This is a genomic window from Pseudomonas syringae (assembly GCF_000737245.1).
GTDB classification, from domain to species: Bacteria; Pseudomonadota; Gammaproteobacteria; order Pseudomonadales; family Pseudomonadaceae; genus Aquipseudomonas; species Aquipseudomonas syringae_J.
This window is the reverse complement of record NZ_JPQU01000067.1, coordinates 187382-205682: the sequence shown is the minus strand read 5'-3', so window position 1 is coordinate 205682 and position 18301 is coordinate 187382. Positions and strand designations below refer to the sequence as shown.

The window sequence follows — 18301 nt, the reverse complement described above, 5'->3', positions numbered from 1 at the left end:
CTCTATACAGTTTGCCGTTAGGAAATCCCCCAGAACCCGCGTATAATTCGCGGGTTTAATTTTTCGCTTTAATCATTGTTTCTGGAGTTACACCATGGCTGTTCAACGTACTTTCTCCATCATCAAGCCTGACGCCGTTGCTAAAAACGTAATCGGCGAGATCACCACTCGTTTTGAAAAAGCCGGTCTGCGCGTTGTAGCTTCCAAGCTGAAGCAGCTGTCCAAGGCTGAAGCAGAAGGTTTCTACGCTGAGCACAGCGCTCGTGGCTTCTTCGGCGACCTGGTTGCTTTCATGATCTCCGGTCCAGTTGTTGTTCAGGTTCTGGAAGGCGAAAACGCCATCGCTCTGAACCGTGAGCTGATGGGCGCTACCAACCCTAAAGAAGCTGCTGCCGGCACCATCCGTGCTGACTTCGCTGACTCCATCGACGCCAACGCTGTTCACGGCTCCGATTCCGAAGCAGCCGCTGCTCGCGAAATCTCGTACTTCTTCGCAGCTACCGAGGTAACCACTCGCTAAGTCTTTGACTAACGAGTGAAGGGTGAATTCATGATTGTATCGACTGGCAAAACAAACCTGTTGGGCCTGACCCAACCGGAAATGGAAAAATTCTTCGACTCTATCGGGGAGAAGCGCTTCCGCGCCGGTCAGGTCATGAAGTGGATTCACCACTTTGGCGTCGACGATTTCGATGCCATGACGAACGTCAGCAAGGCCCTGCGCGAAAAGCTCAAGGCCTGTGCTGAGGTCCGTGGTCCCGAAGTGGTCAGCGAGGACATCTCCACCGATGGCACCCGTAAATGGGTGGTACGAGTGGCGTCTGGCAGCTGCGTCGAGACTGTTTATATCCCTCAGGGTAAACGCGGCACCTTGTGTGTTTCGTCCCAGGCGGGCTGTGCTCTGGACTGCAGTTTCTGCTCCACGGGCAAGCAAGGTTTCAACAGCAACCTCACCGCCGCCGAAGTGATCGGTCAGGTGTGGATTGCCAACAAATCCTTTGGTAGCGTCCCGGCAACCGTCGACCGTGCCATCACCAACGTGGTGATGATGGGCATGGGTGAGCCGCTACTGAACTTCGATAATGTCATTGCCGCCATGCATCTGATGATGGATGACCTGGGGTATGGCATTTCCAAACGCCGGGTGACGCTTTCCACCTCCGGCGTGGTGCCGATGATTGATGTGCTTGCTCAGCACATCGACGTCTCACTCGCATTGTCGCTGCACGCGCCAAACGACGAGTTGCGTAACCAACTGGTACCGATCAACAAGAAGTATCCGCTCAAAATGCTGCTTGAGTCCTGCCGTCGCTACATGGCGACCCTGGGCGAAAAACGCGTATTGACCATTGAGTACACCATGCTCAAGGACATCAACGACAAGGTTGAGCATGCCGTCGAAATGATCGAGCTGCTCAAGGACACTCCTTGCAAGATCAATCTGATTCCGTTCAATCCGTTTCCGCACTCCGGATACGAGCGCCCAAGCAATAACGCGATTCGTCGCTTCCAGGATCAATTGCATCAGGCTGGATATAACGTCACGGTGCGCACCACTCGTGGCGAAGATATCGATGCAGCGTGTGGCCAACTGGTGGGGCAGGTCATGGACCGGACTCGTCGCAGCGAGCGTTACATTGCTGTGCGAGAGTTGAATGCCGAGGCCAGTGTGGTCCAAACCGCTACGACTCGTACCTGATCGCGAACTTGGCTGAGAGAACATCAATGTCCGTGCGTGCCGCGCTGCTGCTATGTTTCATGACGTTGCTGGCCGGTTGCGTGACTTCGGGCAATGTCGATCCCATGAGTACCAGCAAGGGGCGCGCCGATGCACGCCAGGCATACGTACAGCTGGGTGTCGGCTACCTTCAGCAAGGCCAGACCGAACGTGCCAAGGTCCCGCTGAAGAAAGCGCTGGAACTTGACGACTCTGACGCCGATGCCAATGCGGCGCTTGCTCTGGTCTTTCAGGTAGAAATGGAGTCTGAGCTGGCGGACAAGTATTTCCAGAAAGCTTTGTCTACCCGCAAGGGTGATGCGCGCATCCTCAATAATTACGGCAGTTTTCTTTACGAGCAGAAGCGCTACAAGGAAGCTTATGCACGGTTTGAGGAGGCTGCCGCTGACAACCTCTACCCAGAGCGCTCGCGAGTATTTGAAAGCCTGGGCATGACGGCGGTAATGCTGGGCGACCGTGAAACGGCCCTGAATCACTTCACCAAAGCATTGCGTCTGGATCGTCAATTGCCACGATCGTTGCTGGAAATGGCTGAGTTGTCTTACGAAGACAGGCATTATGTGCCGTCGCGTGACTATTACGACCGTTTTAGCCAACTCAGCGAGCAAAATGCACGTAGTCTATTGCTCGGTACGCGATTGGCAAAAGTCTATGATGATCGCAACAAGGCAGCCAGTTATGGTCTGCAACTCAAAAGACTCTATCCCGGTACGCCGGAATATCAGCAATACCTGTCGGAGCAATGATGAAAGCGGTGCATCCCGAAGTCGTAGCAGCCACTCGCGTCAATCCTGGGGATACCCTGCGCCAGGCACGTGAGAACAAAAACTGGTCGCTGCCAGACGTCGCCATGAGGCTCAACCTCACTGTGACATCGCTGAGTAACGTCGAGGCTGGCCACTTTGATAAGCTGCCAGGGCACACTTTTGCCCGCGGCTATGTTCGCGCCTACGCCAAGTTGCTGGAACTCGACCAGAGTGCGCTCGTCACCCAGTTCGACCAGTTTACCGGCACCGATGGTCAGGGCAGCTCGGTTCACGCCCTGGGGCGTATCGAAGAGCCGGTCCGCCTTTCACACAATATCCTGCGTATCGTCAGCCTCCTTTTGTTGGTTGTTCTTGTCGGTGGCGGCTTCTTATGGTGGCAGGATCAGGCTTCCCTGCGTGGTAAGGAGCCCTCCGGTCTGAATCTGGAGCATGTGGAGGTTGAAAGCGCTGACGGCACGACTCAGATCCATCCACTGGATGAGCCTGAAGATCAGGCCGTCACTGATTCGCAAACGCCGACCTCGGCCCCACTGCCGTTGAATACGACGTCCCCGACGGCAGAAGCTCCGACTGTGTCGACCACAGCGCCTGCTACAGCGATTCATAACGCTCCTGCTAACACGTCGACTCCTTCCCAGGTAGCACCTGCAGTCCCAGCGCCGGCTCCAGTGACTTCCGAATCCTCTGTGCAGCCTGTCGTGGCCGGTGCCGGCCAGTTGAAGATCGCCTTCACGGCTGATTGCTGGACTCAGGTGACTGATGCCGCTGGCAAGGTTCTATACAGCGGCTTGAAGCGTAAAGGCGAGAGCCTCGATCTCAGCGGCAAGCCACCCCTTAGCGTGCGTCTTGGGGCTGCTGCGGGCGCGCAGGTCAGTTACAACGGCGCTGCCGTCGATGTGGCTCCGTTCACCTCTGGCGCAACCGCTCGCCTGAAACTGGGGCAATAAGTCATGCACGGTGAATCTCCGATCAAACGTCGCGAATCCCGGAAGATCTGGGTGGGCTCAGTTCCTGTAGGCGGTGATGCACCGATTGCGGTGCAGAGCATGACCAATAGCGATACCAACGATGTCGCGGCAACGGTTGCCCAGATCAATCGTCTCGAAGCCGCTGGCGTTGATATCGTGCGGGTATCGGTTCCGGATATGGACGCCGCCGAAGCATTTGGCCGCATCAAACAGCTGGTCAAAGTGCCGCTGGTTGCCGATATCCACTTCGATTACAAGATTGCCTTGCGCGTAGCCGAACTGGGCGTTGACTGCCTGCGCATCAACCCGGGCAACATCGGTCGCGAAGATCGGGTACGCGCTGTTGTCGACGCTGCCCGTGATCGCGGTATCCCGATCCGCATCGGCGTGAACGCCGGCTCGCTGGAAAAAGACCTGCAGAAGAAGTACGGCGAGCCGACCCCAGCTGCGCTGGTTGAGTCCGCGCTGCGTCACGTCGAGCACCTGCAACGCCTGAATTTCCAGGACTTCAAGGTCAGCGTGAAGGCGTCTGACGTGTTCATGGCCGTCGAAGCCTACCGTCTGCTGGCCAAGGAAATTGTCCAGCCGCTGCACTTGGGCATCACCGAAGCGGGTGGGTTGCGTTCAGGCACGGTGAAATCTGCCGTTGGCCTCGGTATGCTGCTCGCCGAAGGAATTGGCGATACTATCCGCATCTCGTTGGCCGCTGACCCGGTTGAAGAGGTGAAAGTCGGCTACGACATCCTCAAATCGCTGCACCTTCGTTCTCGTGGGATCAACTTCATCGCCTGCCCGAGCTGTTCGCGGCAGAACTTCGATGTGGTCAAGACCATGAACGAACTGGAAGGTCGGCTTGAGGATTTGCTGGTGCCGCTGGACGTTGCGGTCATTGGCTGTGTGGTAAACGGGCCAGGCGAAGCCAAAGAGGCTCATGTCGGCCTCACCGGCGGCACGCCAAACCTGATCTACATCGACGGCAAGCCATCGCAGAAGTTGACCAATGAAAATCTTGTGGATGAGCTGGAACGCTTGATTCGCAAGAAAGCGGCCGAAAAGGTCGAAGCCGACGCAGCAGTCATTGCCCGCGGCTAACCAGAATTGCTAAGGATTTTTAGTGAGTAAGTCTCTGCAAGCCATTCGTGGCATGAACGACATCCTGCCCGATCAGACCCCGCTGTGGCGTCATTTCGAAGGTACTGTCTCGCATTTGCTGGATAACTACGGTTACCGGCAGATTCGCATGCCTATCGTCGAATTCACCGATCTGTTCAAGCGTTCGATTGGCGAAGTCACCGATATCGTCGAAAAAGAGATGTATACCTTCGAAGACCGCAATGGTGACTCCCTCACGTTGCGTCCTGAAGGTACAGCTGCATGTGTGCGCGCGGTCCTCGAGCACGGCATCACCGGCGGCGGTCAGGTGCAGAAACTCTGGTACATCGGCCCGATGTTCCGTCACGAGCGTCCGCAGAAAGGCCGTTATCGCCAGTTTCACCAGATTGGCGTCGAGGTATTCAACCTTGATGGTCCGGACATCGATGCCGAGCTGATAGTGTTGACCTGGCGTCTATGGGGCCTGCTGGGGATCCGCAACGCCGTCAAACTCGAACTTAACAGCCTGGGGACCAGCGAAGCGCGTGCCCGCTATCGCGATGCGCTGGTGGAGTTCCTTTCCGCGCGCCTCAGCCAGCTTGATGAAGACAGCCAGCGTCGCCTGAAAACAAACCCGTTGCGCGTGCTCGACACCAAGAACCCTGAAACCCAGGCGTTATTGGTCGATGCACCGAAGCTGGCTGATTACCTGGACGATGAATCGCGCATTCACTTCGACGGCCTCAAGGCGCGTCTGGATGCTGCTGGCATCCCCTACGTCATCAATCCAAAGCTGGTTCGCGGTCTGGATTACTACAGCAAAACCGTGTTCGAGTGGGTGACCGATCAGTTGGGGTCCCAAGGTACGGTCTGCGCTGGCGGTCGTTACGACGGTCTGGTGGAACAGATGGGCGGCAAGCCTACCAGTGGTGTCGGCTTTGCCATGGGTATCGAGCGTCTGGTGCTGTTGCTGGAAACCCTTGAACAGGTTCCGGAAGAAATCTCCCGTCAGGTCGACGTCTACCTCTGTGCCTTTGGTGAGGCGGCCGAGCTGGCAGCGCTGGCCTTGACCGAGCGTGTTCGTGATCAGTTGCCTCATCTGCGCTTGCAGGTCAACGCAGGTGCCGGCAGTTTCAAAAGCCAGTTCAAGAAAGCCGACAAGAGCGGTGCACTGTTTGCATTGATTCTCGGTGAAGAAGAACTGGCGCAGCAGGTAATAGGCGTCAAACCCCTGCGCGGTCAGGGTGAACAACAAAATATTGCCTGGGATGCTCTGTCCGAGCATCTGGCCTCCTGCGTTGTGCAGGGTTGAAGCTGATTAACAGCCGATTTAGCAAATAGGAGTATTGGGGTGTCAGGTACTGAAGATGATGAACTGGCGGCAATGAAGGACTGGTGGCAGCGCAACGGCAAACCCCTGTTGACTGGTGGTTTGCTGGCGTTGGTAGTGGTTCTTGGCTGGCAGGCCTGGACCAGATACGAAAGCAATCAGTCGCAAGGTGCGTCGGCGCTGTACCAGCAATTGCTGGAAACTGCCCTCACCCCAAGCGGCCAGGCCGACACGGCGCGCGTTGCCGATATCGCCAGCAAACTCAAGAATGAGTATGGCGGTACGCCATACGCTCAGTACGGCAGCCTGTTCGTGGCCAAGGTGGCCGTGGATAATGGCAAGCTCGATGATGCGGCGGCCGAACTCAAGCTAGTCAATGACAAGCCTGCCAGTCCTGCATTGGGCGAGATCGCTCGTCAGCGTCTGGCGCGTGTTCTGGCTGCTCAAAACAAGGCTGATGACGCTCTGAAACTGCTTGAAGGCGATGCCGACAAGTCGTTCCTGGCTAGCCGTGAAGAACTCAAGGGCGATCTGCTGGTGCAGCTGGGTCGCACCGATGAGGCTCATGCTGCATACCAAAAAGCCAAAACCGCGCTGTCTGAAGAAGCGGCCGTTGGTGGCTTACAAATGAAGCTCGACGACTTGGCCAAAGGGGATGCGTGACGTGATCCGTTGGAAACATGCAGCATTGCTGGCTCTGGCCATTTTGGCCGCGGGTTGCAGCAGCAACAGCAAGAAGGAATTGCCTCCAGCGGAACTGACCGACTTCAAAGAAGAAGTCGTGCTGCAGAAGCAGTGGAGCCGTTCCATCGGTGATGGTCAGGGTGAAACCTACAACATGCTGGTTCCAGCTATCGATGGCGATCATATCTTCGCCAGCGACGTAGCCGGCTACATCGTGTCCATGGATCGCATGAACGGCAACGTAGCCTGGGAAAAAGACCTTGAATTGCCTGTTTCTGGCGCCGTTGGCGTAGGTTACGGCATGCTCATGGTCGGCACCCTGAAAGGTGAAGTGGTCGTTCTGGATTCGGCTACCGGCGAAGAAAAATGGCGTGCGCGGGTGACCAGTGAAGTTCTGGCTCCCCCTGCTACCAACGGTGATGTGGTTGTTGTCCAGACTCAGGACGACCGCGTGATCGGCTTTGACGCCGCCACTGGTAACCAGCGCTGGATCTACGAAAGCACTCCGGCCGTACTGACCCTTCGTGGTACTGGTGCGCCGATCGTGACCAACCGTCTCGCAGTGGCTGGTCTGTCGACCGGTAAAGTCGTAGCGCTGGATACGTCCAACGGCGTACCGATCTGGGAACAGCGTGTTGCGGTACCGCAAGGTCGCTCGGAGCTGGATCGAGTCGTTGATATCGACGGCGGTCTGCTGCTTTCGGGTGGCACTTTGTACGTTGCCAGCTATCAGGGTCGGGTTGCCGGTCTTGACCTGGAGAGCGGTCGTGTACTCTGGCAGCGTGATGCGTCGAGCTATTCGGGCGTAGCCCAAGGCTTCGGCAGCGTTTACGCGAGCCTGGCGTCCGGCACCGTCGAAGGTATCGATGAGCGTTCGTCCACTGCATTGTGGAGCAATGACGCTCTGGCCCGCCGTCAACTTGGTGCGCCGGAAGTCTACTCAAGCTATGTGGCGGTCGGCGACATGGAAGGCTATCTGCACCTGTTGAGCCAGGTTGATGGTCGTTTCGTGGGTCGCGAGCGCATTGACAGCGACGGCCTTCGTGCACGTCCGCTGGTGGTTGGCGACATGATTTATGTCTATGGCAACAGCGGCAAGCTGGAAGCCCTGACGATCAAGTAATGACTGTCTATGCTTGAGGTCCTGGACCTCTCGCAGCCCTGCTACGGCAGGGTCTGCAGCACTGAAAGGTGCTGCTCCGAACTCCGGCCGCTGCCTTGCAGCGGCTTTTGTATTTTCTGAAATAACGAAGTGGAGAGCCGCATGGTTCCCGTAATCGCCCTGGTGGGTCGACCGAACGTCGGCAAGTCCACCTTGTTCAACCGCCTGACCAGGACTCGCGACGCTATCGTCGGCGATCTGTCCGGTCTGACCCGTGATCGCCAATACGGTGAGGCCAAGTGGCAAGGGCGCTCCTATATTCTGATCGACACCGGTGGTATTTCCGGTGACGAACACGGTATGGACGAAAAGATGGCCGAGCAGTCATTGCTGGCCATCGAAGAAGCTGATGTCGTTCTGTTCCTGTGTGATGCTCGTGCAGGCTTTACCGCTGCGGATCAGATGATCGGCGAGCACCTTCGCAAGCGTGGCAAGCGTTCCTACGTGGTCGCCAACAAGGTTGACAACATCGACCCTGAAATGGCCCGCGCCGAGTTCTCGCCGCTGGGTATGGGGGACGCCATTCCGGTCGCTGGTGCTCACGGTCGTGGCATCAGCCAGATGCTGGAAATCGCCCTTAGCCAATTCCCCAAGGATGAAGGCGAAGATGAAGAAGAAGGCGAGCCGGAAGTTGTAGCCGAAGGTCAGGAAGCCAAGCGCATCCCGGGCCCAAGCGAAAAAGACGGTATCAAGATTGCCATCATCGGTCGCCCTAACGTTGGCAAGTCGACGCTGGTCAACCGTATGCTCGGTGAAGACCGGGTCATCGTTTATGACGAGCCAGGCACCACTCGCGACAGTATCTACATCCCGTTCGAGCGTAACGACGAGAAGTACACGCTGATCGACACCGCTGGTGTGCGCAAGCGCGGCAAGATCCACGAAGAAGTCGAAAAGTTCTCCGTGGTGAAAACCCTGCAGGCGATCAAAGACGCCAACGTGGTGATCTTCGTAATGGACGCCCGTGAAGGCGTGGTCGATCACGATTTGAACCTGTTGGGCTTCGCTCTGGAAGCAGGCCGCGCATTGGTTATCGCCCTGAACAAATGGGACGGCATGGTTCCGAGCGAGCGCGACTACGTGAAGACCGAGCTGGAACGCCGGTTGTTCTTTGTCGACTTCGCGGACATCCACTTCATCTCCGCGCTGCACGGCACGGGTGTGGGCAACCTTTACCAATCGGTGCAGAACTCGTTCAAGTCGGCCGTTACCCGCTGGCCAACCAGCCGTCTGACGCAGATTCTTGAAGATGCGGTCAGCGAGCACGCGCCACCGATGGTCGGCAGCCGCCGTATCAAGCTGCGTTACGCTCACTTGGGTGGTGCCAACCCGCCGCTGATCGTGATCCACGGTAACCAGGTCGAGAAAGTACCCAAGTCTTACGTCCGTTATCTGGAAAACACCTACCGGCGTGTACTCAAACTGGTCGGTACGCCGATCCGCATCGAGTTCAAGGGAGGCGAGAACCCTTACGAGGGCAACAAAAACACGCTGACAGACCGTCAGGTCAACAAGAAGCGTCGGATGATGTCCCACCACAAGAAAGCCGACAAGAAGCGTAGAGACAAGCGCTGATAGGACTTATGTGGGAGCGGTGCTTGGCCAGGGCGGCATTCCGACGATAAGGCCGGACGCGATTCACTTCAGATCGCGTGGACCTTATCGTCGGAATGCCGCCCAGGCCAAGCACCGCTCCCACAAAGATCTCGTTTCAACTGTAGGAGTGACCGGGGTGGCGCTCCACCTTGCTCGCGATGGCGCCGGTTAAGGCGCAGGGAAGTTGCGGCTAAACACAGGGTCTCCCTAAGTTGGTTATGCGTCATCCTGTAACAGGCTTTCTCCAAAAAAGGCGCTAATAGCGCCTTTTTTTATGTTCGCTCCATGGGCTATCCTGCCAGACCCCGTGCCGCCGTGGAGCCGGGCGTTTAGCAGGAAAAAGGCGCCATGATCGAGAGCAAGTTGCCCAATGTTGGCACCACTATTTTTACCGTCATGTCTCAGCTGGCTGCCGAGACGGGCGCTATTAACCTGTCCCAGGGTTTTCCTGATTTCGATGGTCCCCAAGCGTTGCGTGATGCGCTTTGCCGCCACGTAACCGAAGGCCATAACCAATACGCACCCATGACCGGTTTGCCCGCATTGCGCCAACAGGTTGCGGCCAAAATCGCCCGCAGCTACGGCCGCCAGGTCGATCCCGATACCGAAGTCACGATTACCCCGGGTGCGACACAGGCAATCTTCTGCGCTATTCAAACTGTCATTCGCCCTGGCGATGAAGTCATTGTCTTCGACCCCTGCTACGACAGTTACGAACCTTCTGTGGAATTAGCCGGGGGGCGCTGCGTGCATGTGCAGCTCGGTCTGGATGATTTCTCCATTGACTGGCAAAAGCTGCAAGATGCATTGAGCTCGCGCACCCGCATGATCATTATCAATAGCCCACACAACCCCAGCGGGGCTTTGATCACACGGGCCGAGCTTGATCAGTTGGCAGCGTTGATCGCCAATCGCGATATCTATCTGGTCAGTGATGAAGTCTACGAGCATCTGGTGTTTGACGGCGTCGAGCATGCCAGCGTACTGGCCCATGAAGAGCTGTATCAGCGCGCGTTTGTGGTCAGTTCGTTCGGCAAGACCTACCACGTGACTGGTTGGAAAACCGGCTACATCGTCTCACCTCCGGCCTTGACCGCCGAGATGCGCAAGGTTCACCAATTCGTCAGTTTCTGCGGCGTTACGCCTTTGCAGTGGGCGCTGGCTGATTTCATGGCCGAGCACCCGGAACACGTTCAAGAGCTGCCTGCGTTCTACCAGGCCAAGCGCGATTTTTTCTGCGACCAGCTACGCAGCTCTCGATTCAAGTTCAACCCGGTCGGAGGGACTTACTTCCAGCTGGTGGACTATTCACAGATTCGTCCGGATCTGGACGACGTCGAAATGTCGTTGTGGATGACCCGAGAACATGGCGTGGCAAGCATTCCAGTCTCGGTGTTCTACCAGAGCCCACCTGAGGGGCAGCGCATCATCAGGCTGTGCTTCGCAAAGCGTGAGGAGACGTTGCGCCAAGCAGCGGAAAAATTATGCGCGATCTGACCCATTTACCCGATCTTAAAGTGGCGCTGGTGCAGACATGTTTGGTCTGGCACGACCGTCAGGCCAATCTTGAGCATTTTGCATTGCTGCTTGAGCCGGCCACTGAAGTGGACCTGGTGATTCTGCCGGAGATGTTCACTACGGGCTTTTCCATGGCCTCAGAAACCCTGGCCGAGCCGGAGGAAGGTCCGACATCCAAATGGATGATGGCCCAGGCCAAGCGGCTACAGGCGGTGGTGACGGGCAGCATTATCGTCAAAGCCGCAGACGGTACCCATCGCAACCGCTTGTTGTGGGCCCGGCCAGATGGTGAGTTGCTGCATTATGACAAACGTCATTTGTTTCGCATGGCTGGCGAGCATGAGCACTACAGTCCGGGCGACCGTCAGGTGCAGTTCGAACTCAAAGGCTGGCGGGTTCGCCCGTTGATTTGTTACGACCTTCGATTCCCGGTCTGGAGCCGTGACGCCCAGGACACTGATCTGCTGCTCTATACGGCCAATTGGCCGGGGGCTCGTCGCTTGCACTGGAACCGCCTGTTACCTGCACGGGCCATTGAAAATCTGTGCTATGTCGCGGCGGTCAACCGGATCGGCACCGACGGCAAAGGCTTTGCCTATACCGGTGACAGTCAGGTGCTGGATTTTCAGGGTGAGAGCCTGTTCAGCGCCGGAGAGGCTGACGGCGTTTTCGAAGTGTCGTTGAGCGCTGCAGAGCTCGCAGCGTACCGCACCAAATTTCCGGCCAATCTCGACGCGGACACCTTCGACATTCGATGATGCGCTCCTGTGGTGTGCGTCACATTTTGCGGTTATCGGCAGCTTCAGTTTTACCTACGTCTGCCGATACCGCAGGTACCGATCAGGAGTCTATCCATGAATATCAATATGAGTTCTCTCAGCACTTACACTCCGATCCTCAAAACTGCCATCAAGTCTGGTGATGAGACGGTCGCGGCAGACGCCCAGTCGAGCGATGCCACTAAACTCAGTCTCGACATGTCAGGTACTGCGGCCGCAGATGAGTCAACTGAAGCTACTGCGCCGAAGACCATCAAGGAGCAGATCATCCAGCAGCTCAAAGAGCAGATTGAGCAAGTTGAGAAGCAATTGCAGCAACAGCAACAGCAACTGGCAGCGGCCCAGAACAGCAAAGGTTCGGAGCAGGAAAAGATGCAACGTATCATGGCAATTCAGCAACAGATCTCTGGAACCATGGCGCAATTGACTGCGCTGCAGGGATCGTTGCTGCAAGCTATGGCAGTCTCTGTCAATACCACCGCCTGATCCGGCAAGCACCAATAAAAAAGGCCCTGAAGCTTTCACTTCAGGGCCTTTTTGTTTATCGCGAATCGGGATGCCGTGTATCAGAAAACCATGCTGGATAACCTGTAGGAGCTGCCGAAGTCTGCGCAAGCGCCTGGCCTGACACTCCGCCCTTCGCAGCCTTCGGCAACTCCTACAAGGCCACTATCACGCGGCTTTAGCTTCGGCCTGGCTGAGCGAGCGGTTCAGCGCGCTGAACAATGCTTTGAAGCTGGCGGTGGTGATGTTTTCATCGACGCCCACGCCATGCACTGCACGATCACCGTTTACACGCAGCTCGATGTAAGCAGCGGCCTTGGCCGTGGTACCTGCGCCGATGGCGTGCTCGTTGTAATCCATGATTTCCACACCAACGGGCAGGCTTGAAACCAGCGCTTCCAGAGCGCCATTGCCTTTGCCTTTCCAGCGCTGGGTTTCGTCGTTGACGCTGACTTCTGCGTCCACCGCGCTGGTGTTGTTCTCTTCCTGCAAGCGATGGCTGATCAGCGCGTAAGGTTTGTTGGCTTGCAGATACTCGGCCTTGAAAAGCGAGTAAATCTGCTGAGCGGACATTTCCAGGCCCAGACGATCCGTTTCGCCCTGCACAACCTGGCTGAACTCGATCTGCATGCGACGTGGCAGGGAGATGCCGTATTCCTGCTCCAGCAGGTAGGCGATGCCGCCTTTGCCAGACTGGCTGTTGACGCGAATCACCGCTTCGTAGCTACGGCCAATGTCAGCCGGGTCGATTGGCAAGTAAGGGACTTCCCACAGAGCGCCGTCTTTTTGCTGAGCGAAACCCTTGCGAATGGCGTCCTGGTGGGAGCCGGAGAACGCGGTGTGAACCAGGTCGCCGACGTAAGGTGCACGTGGGTGAACCGGGATCTGGTTGCACTCTTCGACGACCTTGCGCACGCCGTCAATATCCGAGAAATCCAGGCCTGGGTTGATGCCCTGGGTGTACATGTTCAAGGCCACAGTGACCAGGTCGACGTTGCCAGTCCGCTCGCCGTTGCCGAACAGGCAGCCTTCAACGCGATCGGCACCCGCCAGCAGGCCCAGCTCGGTAGCGGCTACGCCGGTGCCACGGTCGTTGTGGGTGTGCAGGCTGATGATCACGCTGTCGCGACGGTTGATATTGCGGCAGAACCACTCGATCTGGTCGGCGTAGATATTCGGCGTGGCCACTTCAACCGTAGCGGGCAGGTTGAGGATCACTTTGTTTTGCGGCGTCGCATTCCAGACTTCAATGACCGCATCGCAAACTTCCTTGGAGAACTCCAGCTCAGTGGCGCTGAAGGTTTCCGGCGAGTATTCGAACGTCCATTGGGTTTCTGGCTGCTGAGCGGCGTATTTCACGAACAGCTTGGCGGCGCTCACGGCGATTTCTTTGACGCCGGCCTTGTCCTGATTGAACACGATGCGGCGGAACGACGGGCAAGTGGCGTTATACAAGTGGACGATGGCTTTCTTCGCCCCGCGCAGGGATTCGAAAGTGCGCTCGATCAGGTCTTCACGGCCCTGGGTCAGCACTTGGATGGTGGTGTCGTCCGGAATATGGCCGTCTTCGATCAAAGTACGAACGAAGTCGAAGTCTGTCTGCGAAGCGGCCGGGAACGAGGCTTCGATTTCCTTGACGCCAACGTTAACCAGCGTCTTCCAGAAACGCAGCTTTTTGACCGCATCCATGGGCTCGATCAGAGATTGGTTACCGTCGCGAAGGTCCGAACTGCACCAGATTGGCACCTCAGTGATGGTCTTGGATGGCCAGGTGCGGTCAGGCAGATTGATGGTCGGAAACGCGCGGTACTTGGTCGATGGATCTTTGAGCATGGTCATTGGAGCAAGTCCTGTAGGTACTTATATTTATGGGCCGGAAAAAGGCGGCCAACCGATGATGCGAAAGGCGGGATGAGGCATATCGATCTAGCTTGGCAGTCGTGCACTGACCAGGCTGAGACAGCGATGTTGCCGTAACAGAATGAGGGTTTGAGAGGTTTTCATGAGACCAACCGTAACCATTGAGGGGAATGTTGGCAAGCAGTTGGAAAAAATTGAGATAAGTTCTCTGGAATCTGATTTTTTTGGTTATTTATGATTGGATTTTCGAATAATTTGATTTTTTATTGCTGATAGATGTGCCTGTTGTGTAGTTGAACCTGTGGGAGCGAGCTTGCTCGCGAAGGGGGCGTTACTCCGACAGTTATTAATCGCCTGGAACACAGCCTTCGCAAGCAAGCTTGCTCCCACAGAGGCTGTGGTGTCCGCGATTTGCTACGGCTGAAACGCGCCGATAAAAATCGCCGGATCTACCCGTGCATCATTGAGGCTGACGTTCCAGTGCATATGCGGCCCGGTGGCGCGGCCCGTTGAGCCGACCTTACCCACTACACCCCCGCGAGGTACGGTATCGCCGACTTTCACGTCGATCTTCGACATGTGGCAGAACATGCTGATAAAGCCCTGACCGTGATCGACAAACACCGTATTGCCATTAAAGAAGTAGTTACCGGTGAGGATGACTTTTCCGGCAGCCGGTGCCTTGATCGGGGTGCCTGCGGGCACGGCGAAGTCCAGTCCGGAATGTGGGTTGCGTTCCTCTCCATTAAAGAAACGACGCACGCCGAATTTACTCGAAAGCGGTCCGGCCACAGGCTTGTCCAGCAGCAAGTTGCTTGGGGTGCCCGGCGTGAAGCTGCGATAGGCCTTTAGCTGCACTTCCAGCTCGCCTTCGATGCGCTTCAGATCGTCAGGATTGGGATTCACCTGCCGCTGATTTTTCAAGGTAATCCGTTGTTCAGGATATTTCTTGCTGCCGACCACGAAGTCCAGATTGCGGCTGCCCTTGGCATCCTTGGCCACCAGTTGCTGAGTGCCTGGCTTGACCGTCAGAGGCACTCCGACGATGGCCAGCCAGCGGGCATCCTGTTCTTTGACCACCAGCACAGGCTTGCCTTGATAAGTGGCTTTTGGCGCCTGAGCGGCGTTGCCCAGATCAATCACCGCCACGCCCCCTGGAACCGGTTTGTTCAGCAGGCGAGTGATGTAGCTATCGGCGTGAGCGGGCAGGCACAGGCAAAGGGCAAAGACGGGAGCGAGAAAACGCAGCATCGATAATCAATCCAGAAGAGAAAGGGTGACAGGCGTCAGGTGATTGTCTTCAACCCGAACTTGCAATTCGCCTTCTCCCAGACGAGCCGTCAGACGCTGGCCGGTTCGGGTTTGGGCGGCATTTCGAATGGCATGGCCGCGCTCGTCAAGCAGGATGCTGTAGCCACGACCCAGCGTAGCCAATGGGCTAACCACTTGCAGGGTTTGCACCTGGGTTTGCAATTGCAGGCGACGGGTCTTGAGCGTATCCCGCATGGCCTTGGGCAAACGTGCCGCGAGGACATCCAGGCGTTGGCGCAGAAAAGCCAGGGTTCGGCCCGGATGCTGCGCGGCCAGTCGGCTTTCCAGATGCGCCAGTCTCACCTGACGCTTATGCATGTGCTGCTCAAAGGCACGACGCATACGCATGTCCAGATCATCCAGGCGCTGCGCCTGTTGACGCAGGCGTTCCCCTGGGTGGCGCAGGCGACGGGAGATACCTTCCAGGCGCAACCGTTCGCGCATCAGCTTGTCCTGAATGCGGCTGACCAGTCGACGATGCAGGTTATCCACGCGACGATGCAAATCGCTGGAATCCGGAGCGAGCAATTCAGCTGCCGCTGAAGGCGTTGGCGCTCGAACATCGGCCACGAAGTCGCTGATGGAGACATCAGTTTCATGCCCGACGGCGCTGACGATAGGCGTCACGCAGGCATCAATGGCGCGGGCTACGGCTTCTTCGTTGAAGCACCACAGGTCTTCCAGCGAACCGCCACCACGGGCGAGGATCAGTGCATCGAAGCCGCGAGAATCCGCCAGTTTGAGTGCGCGGACAATCTGAGTGATGGCTTCGCGACCCTGGACCGCGGTCGGGATCAGGGTCAGCTCAACCTGTGGCGCGCGGCGGCGGAACACGCTGATGATGTCGCGGATTACGGCCCCGGTCGGCGAACTGATAATGCCAATGCGCTGCGGGTGCAGGGGCAGGGCGACCTTGCGCTCGGCGCTGAACAGTCCTTCGCTGCTGAGCTTTTCTTTCAGAGCATCGAAGGCTAGTCGCAGCGCGCCATCGCCGGCAGGCTCCACGGTATCGAGGATCAGCTGGTAATCCCCCCGGCCCTCGAACAGCGAGACCTTGCCGCGCACCTTGACCTGTAAGCCGTCCTTCAAGGCCTGACGAACCCGCGCCGCGCTTTGCCGGAACAGTGCGCAACGTACCTGTGCGCCGGAATCCTTCAGGGTGAAATAGACATGGCCGGAAGCCGGTCGCGACAGGTTGGAGATTTCACCCTCCACCCAGATATTGCTGAACACATCCTCCAGCAACACCCGCGCGCGGCCGTTGAGCTGGCTGACAGTAAGGACTTCCCGGTCGAGGCCGAGTCTTGCGAAGGGGTCTTTGATCATGGTGGGCATGATAAAGGCAATGTGCATTTAGCGCACGACGCAAGGGAGACTGGAATCGCATTTTGTGGGAGCGGTGCTTGCCCGCGATGAACGATAACGCGATCCTTCAATGGGGCCACGGCGCCTGAATCGCGGGCAAGCACCGCTCCCACAAAGATTGTCTCCATCCAGTAATATTGCCGCCGACCGCTTCCAAGGACTTATGCTTAATCTCCAGGAGGACCAACGAGTGGAACAAGCCGACATCATCACAACCTTCACCGACCTAGGCTTCACGCCCCTAGGCTGGCTCCTGATCGAGGTGGCCGTAGTCGCAGCCTATATAGTGTTCGGCATCGCCGGTTTTGGCACAGCGCTGGTTGCTGCGCCGGTGCTGATCCATTTCATGCCGCTGTCGCGGATCATCCCTTTATTGGTACTTCTGGATTTCCTCGCTGCGCTGGGCAATCTGCTGCCCTCGCGTCAGTCCGTGGTCAGATCCGAATTGCTGCGGCTCTTACCCTGTATGGCGCTGGGCTGCACGTTGGGTGTGGTGTTCCTGCTCAACCTCAAATCCGACGTTCTTCTTTTATTGATGGGTATCTTCATCACCGCTTATGCGCTTTATAGCCTGGCGGTGAAGCTGCGTCCGACGCAGTTGGCGGCCGGTTGGGCGATCCCCATGGGGACGGTGGGCGGTATGTTCGGCGCACTGTTCGGCAGTGGCGGCTTTCTGTATGCGATCTACCTCAATGGCCGCCTTGAGTCCAAAGAGCAGGCGCGCGCCACGCAAAGCGCCTTGATCAGTTGCAGCACCGTCGTTCGCTTGAGCCTGTTTCTGATTGCCGGGGTTTATGCGCAACTATCAGTGTTGATGCTTGCGGTCTGTCTGCTGCCGGCCATGTTGCTGGGTTCCTGGATCGGTCGAGGTCTGACCCTGAAGATGTCCCGGGAAACCTTCGTGCGCTCGGTGACCTGGCTGGTGTTGGTCAGTGGCATTGCGCTCATAGCTCGCTACGTCGCGGGCTGACCTCGGGCTGACCTCGGGCTTGACCTGAGCGGCGGGGGTATTAAGCTGCCGCCTTTGAGCGTAGATCAGTGAATGTCCTCCATGAACAGCCAAAGCATTATCGTCCCGCAAATTTCCGGTTATCCCGGACGTGAGGCTCGGGCCCGCCTGATCCTGCGTTGGCTGGTCAAGCTCAATGTGGTCGAGCCTGAACTGACCACCTGCGGTCGCACCTATAACAAAATGGCGTACGCCATTGCCCCGGGAGCCCGTGCAGTGGTCGAGAATCCTGAAGCGCTGCCGTTCGGCAAGCCGGTCAATGGACTGGAAATCGTCACCAAGCGCTGCATCTTCACCCCCCTCAAGGATTTTGCCGAGGAAGTCGGCTGCCCGGAATGCCGCAAGGAAATCGGCGAAGCGCTTTTTGACAGCCTGGAGGAGTGGATGCCGGGGCATACCGATAACTTCATCTGCCCGGAATGCGGACATGAAGACGATATCAACGGCTTCCTGTTCCTCGAACCCTGCGGCTTTTCCAATCTGGGTTTCATCTTCAACGACTGGCTGGATGCTTCCTTCAAACAGAGCTTTCTGGATGGTTTCGCCGAACGTCTGGATCGTCCGGTCTCCTTCGTCAAAGTGCGCCTATAAATGCCTTTGATAATAGGCTGAGGTTTA

At 57.1% G+C, this 18301-nt stretch carries 17 protein-coding genes; 14 read left to right on the top strand and 3 right to left on the bottom strand.

Translation table 11 applies throughout. The annotated features are described in order from the left end of the window. The first annotated feature begins 94 nt into the window (after window positions 1–94). The 12 genes from ndk (at window position 95) to IV01_RS26475 (ending at window position 12120) form a co-directional block, all read left to right on the top strand. Complete coding sequence (ndk, locus tag IV01_RS04185; RefSeq protein WP_007916882.1) at window positions 95–520, top strand: nucleoside-diphosphate kinase; 426 nt, start codon at window positions 95–97, stop codon at window positions 518–520. Between the two features lie 30 nt (window positions 521–550). Then, window positions 551–1699 (top strand): 23S rRNA (adenine(2503)-C(2))-methyltransferase RlmN, encoded by a 1149-nt coding sequence (rlmN, locus tag IV01_RS04190; protein ID WP_032630887.1) that lies wholly within the window; start codon window positions 551–553, stop codon window positions 1697–1699. A gap of 26 nt (window positions 1700–1725) precedes the next feature. Further along, window positions 1726–2484, top strand: a complete 759-nt coding sequence (gene pilW / locus IV01_RS04195; RefSeq protein ID WP_032630886.1) for a type IV pilus biogenesis/stability protein PilW — start codon at window positions 1726–1728, stop codon at window positions 2482–2484. After that, window positions 2484–3452, top strand: coding sequence for a RodZ domain-containing protein (locus IV01_RS04200; RefSeq protein ID WP_032630885.1), 969 nt, complete (start codon window positions 2484–2486; stop codon window positions 3450–3452). Before pilW ends, IV01_RS04200 begins: the two co-directional genes overlap by 1 nt. Window positions 3453–3455: 3 nt before the next feature. Beyond that, window positions 3456–4565 carry a flavodoxin-dependent (E)-4-hydroxy-3-methylbut-2-enyl-diphosphate synthase gene (ispG, locus tag IV01_RS04205; protein WP_032630884.1) on the top strand — a complete coding sequence of 370 codons (1110 nt, stop codon included), beginning with the start codon at window positions 3456–3458 and terminating at the stop codon, window positions 4563–4565. A gap of 22 nt (window positions 4566–4587) precedes the next feature. Next, window positions 4588–5877 (top strand): histidine--tRNA ligase, encoded by a 1290-nt coding sequence (gene hisS, locus IV01_RS04210; protein ID WP_032630883.1) that lies wholly within the window; start codon window positions 4588–4590, stop codon window positions 5875–5877. A 39-nt stretch (window positions 5878–5916) separates the two neighbouring features. Further along, complete coding sequence (locus IV01_RS04215; protein ID WP_032630882.1) at window positions 5917–6558, top strand: YfgM family protein; 642 nt, start codon at window positions 5917–5919, stop codon at window positions 6556–6558. Beyond that, complete coding sequence (bamB, locus tag IV01_RS04220) at window positions 6551–7702, top strand: outer membrane protein assembly factor BamB (RefSeq protein ID WP_032630880.1); 1152 nt, start codon at window positions 6551–6553, stop codon at window positions 7700–7702. Before IV01_RS04215 ends, bamB begins: the two co-directional genes overlap by 8 nt. A gap of 141 nt (window positions 7703–7843) precedes the next feature. After that, window positions 7844–9316 carry a ribosome biogenesis GTPase Der gene (gene der / locus IV01_RS04225; RefSeq protein ID WP_032630878.1) on the top strand — a complete coding sequence of 491 codons (1473 nt, stop codon included), beginning with the start codon at window positions 7844–7846 and terminating at the stop codon, window positions 9314–9316. Window positions 9317–9685: 369 nt separating this feature from the next. After that, window positions 9686–10834, top strand: coding sequence for a pyridoxal phosphate-dependent aminotransferase (locus IV01_RS04230; RefSeq protein ID WP_032630877.1), 1149 nt, complete (start codon window positions 9686–9688; stop codon window positions 10832–10834). Continuing rightward, on the top strand, window positions 10822–11613 hold the full coding sequence (locus tag IV01_RS04235) for an amidohydrolase (protein WP_032630876.1): 792 nt from the start codon (window positions 10822–10824) through the stop codon (window positions 11611–11613). The genes IV01_RS04230 and IV01_RS04235 overlap by 13 nt, the downstream gene beginning before the upstream one ends. A 96-nt stretch (window positions 11614–11709) precedes the next feature. Further along, window positions 11710–12120, top strand: a complete 411-nt coding sequence (locus IV01_RS26475; RefSeq protein WP_032630875.1) for a hypothetical protein — start codon at window positions 11710–11712, stop codon at window positions 12118–12120. Window positions 12121–12306: 186 nt separating this feature from the next. Here the strand turns inward: IV01_RS26475 and leuA are convergent, their stop codons facing one another. The 3 genes from leuA to xseA all read right to left on the bottom strand — a co-directional run bounded on the left by leuA (window position 12307) and on the right by xseA (window position 16635). Further along, window positions 12307–13977, bottom strand: coding sequence for a 2-isopropylmalate synthase (gene leuA, locus IV01_RS04245; protein ID WP_032630874.1), 1671 nt, complete (start codon window positions 13975–13977; stop codon window positions 12307–12309). Between the two features lie 435 nt (window positions 13978–14412). After that, complete coding sequence (locus IV01_RS04250) at window positions 14413–15249, bottom strand: M23 family metallopeptidase (RefSeq protein ID WP_032630873.1); 837 nt, start codon at window positions 15247–15249, stop codon at window positions 14413–14415. Between the two features lie 6 nt (window positions 15250–15255). Further along, window positions 15256–16635: an exodeoxyribonuclease VII large subunit gene (gene xseA, locus IV01_RS04255; protein WP_032630920.1), complete on the bottom strand. Its 1380-nt coding sequence runs from the start codon at window positions 16633–16635 to the stop codon at window positions 15256–15258. A gap of 247 nt (window positions 16636–16882) precedes the next feature. Here xseA and IV01_RS04260 point away from each other — a divergent pair, with 247 nt between their 5' ends. Both IV01_RS04260 and IV01_RS04265 read left to right on the top strand, forming a co-directional pair. Next, window positions 16883–17644, top strand: a complete 762-nt coding sequence (locus IV01_RS04260) for a sulfite exporter TauE/SafE family protein (RefSeq protein ID WP_032630919.1) — start codon at window positions 16883–16885, stop codon at window positions 17642–17644. Window positions 17645–17725: 81 nt separating this feature from the next. Then, window positions 17726–18274 (top strand): hypothetical protein, encoded by a 549-nt coding sequence (locus IV01_RS04265; RefSeq protein ID WP_032630871.1) that lies wholly within the window; start codon window positions 17726–17728, stop codon window positions 18272–18274. Window positions 18275–18301: the final 27 nt, after the last annotated feature.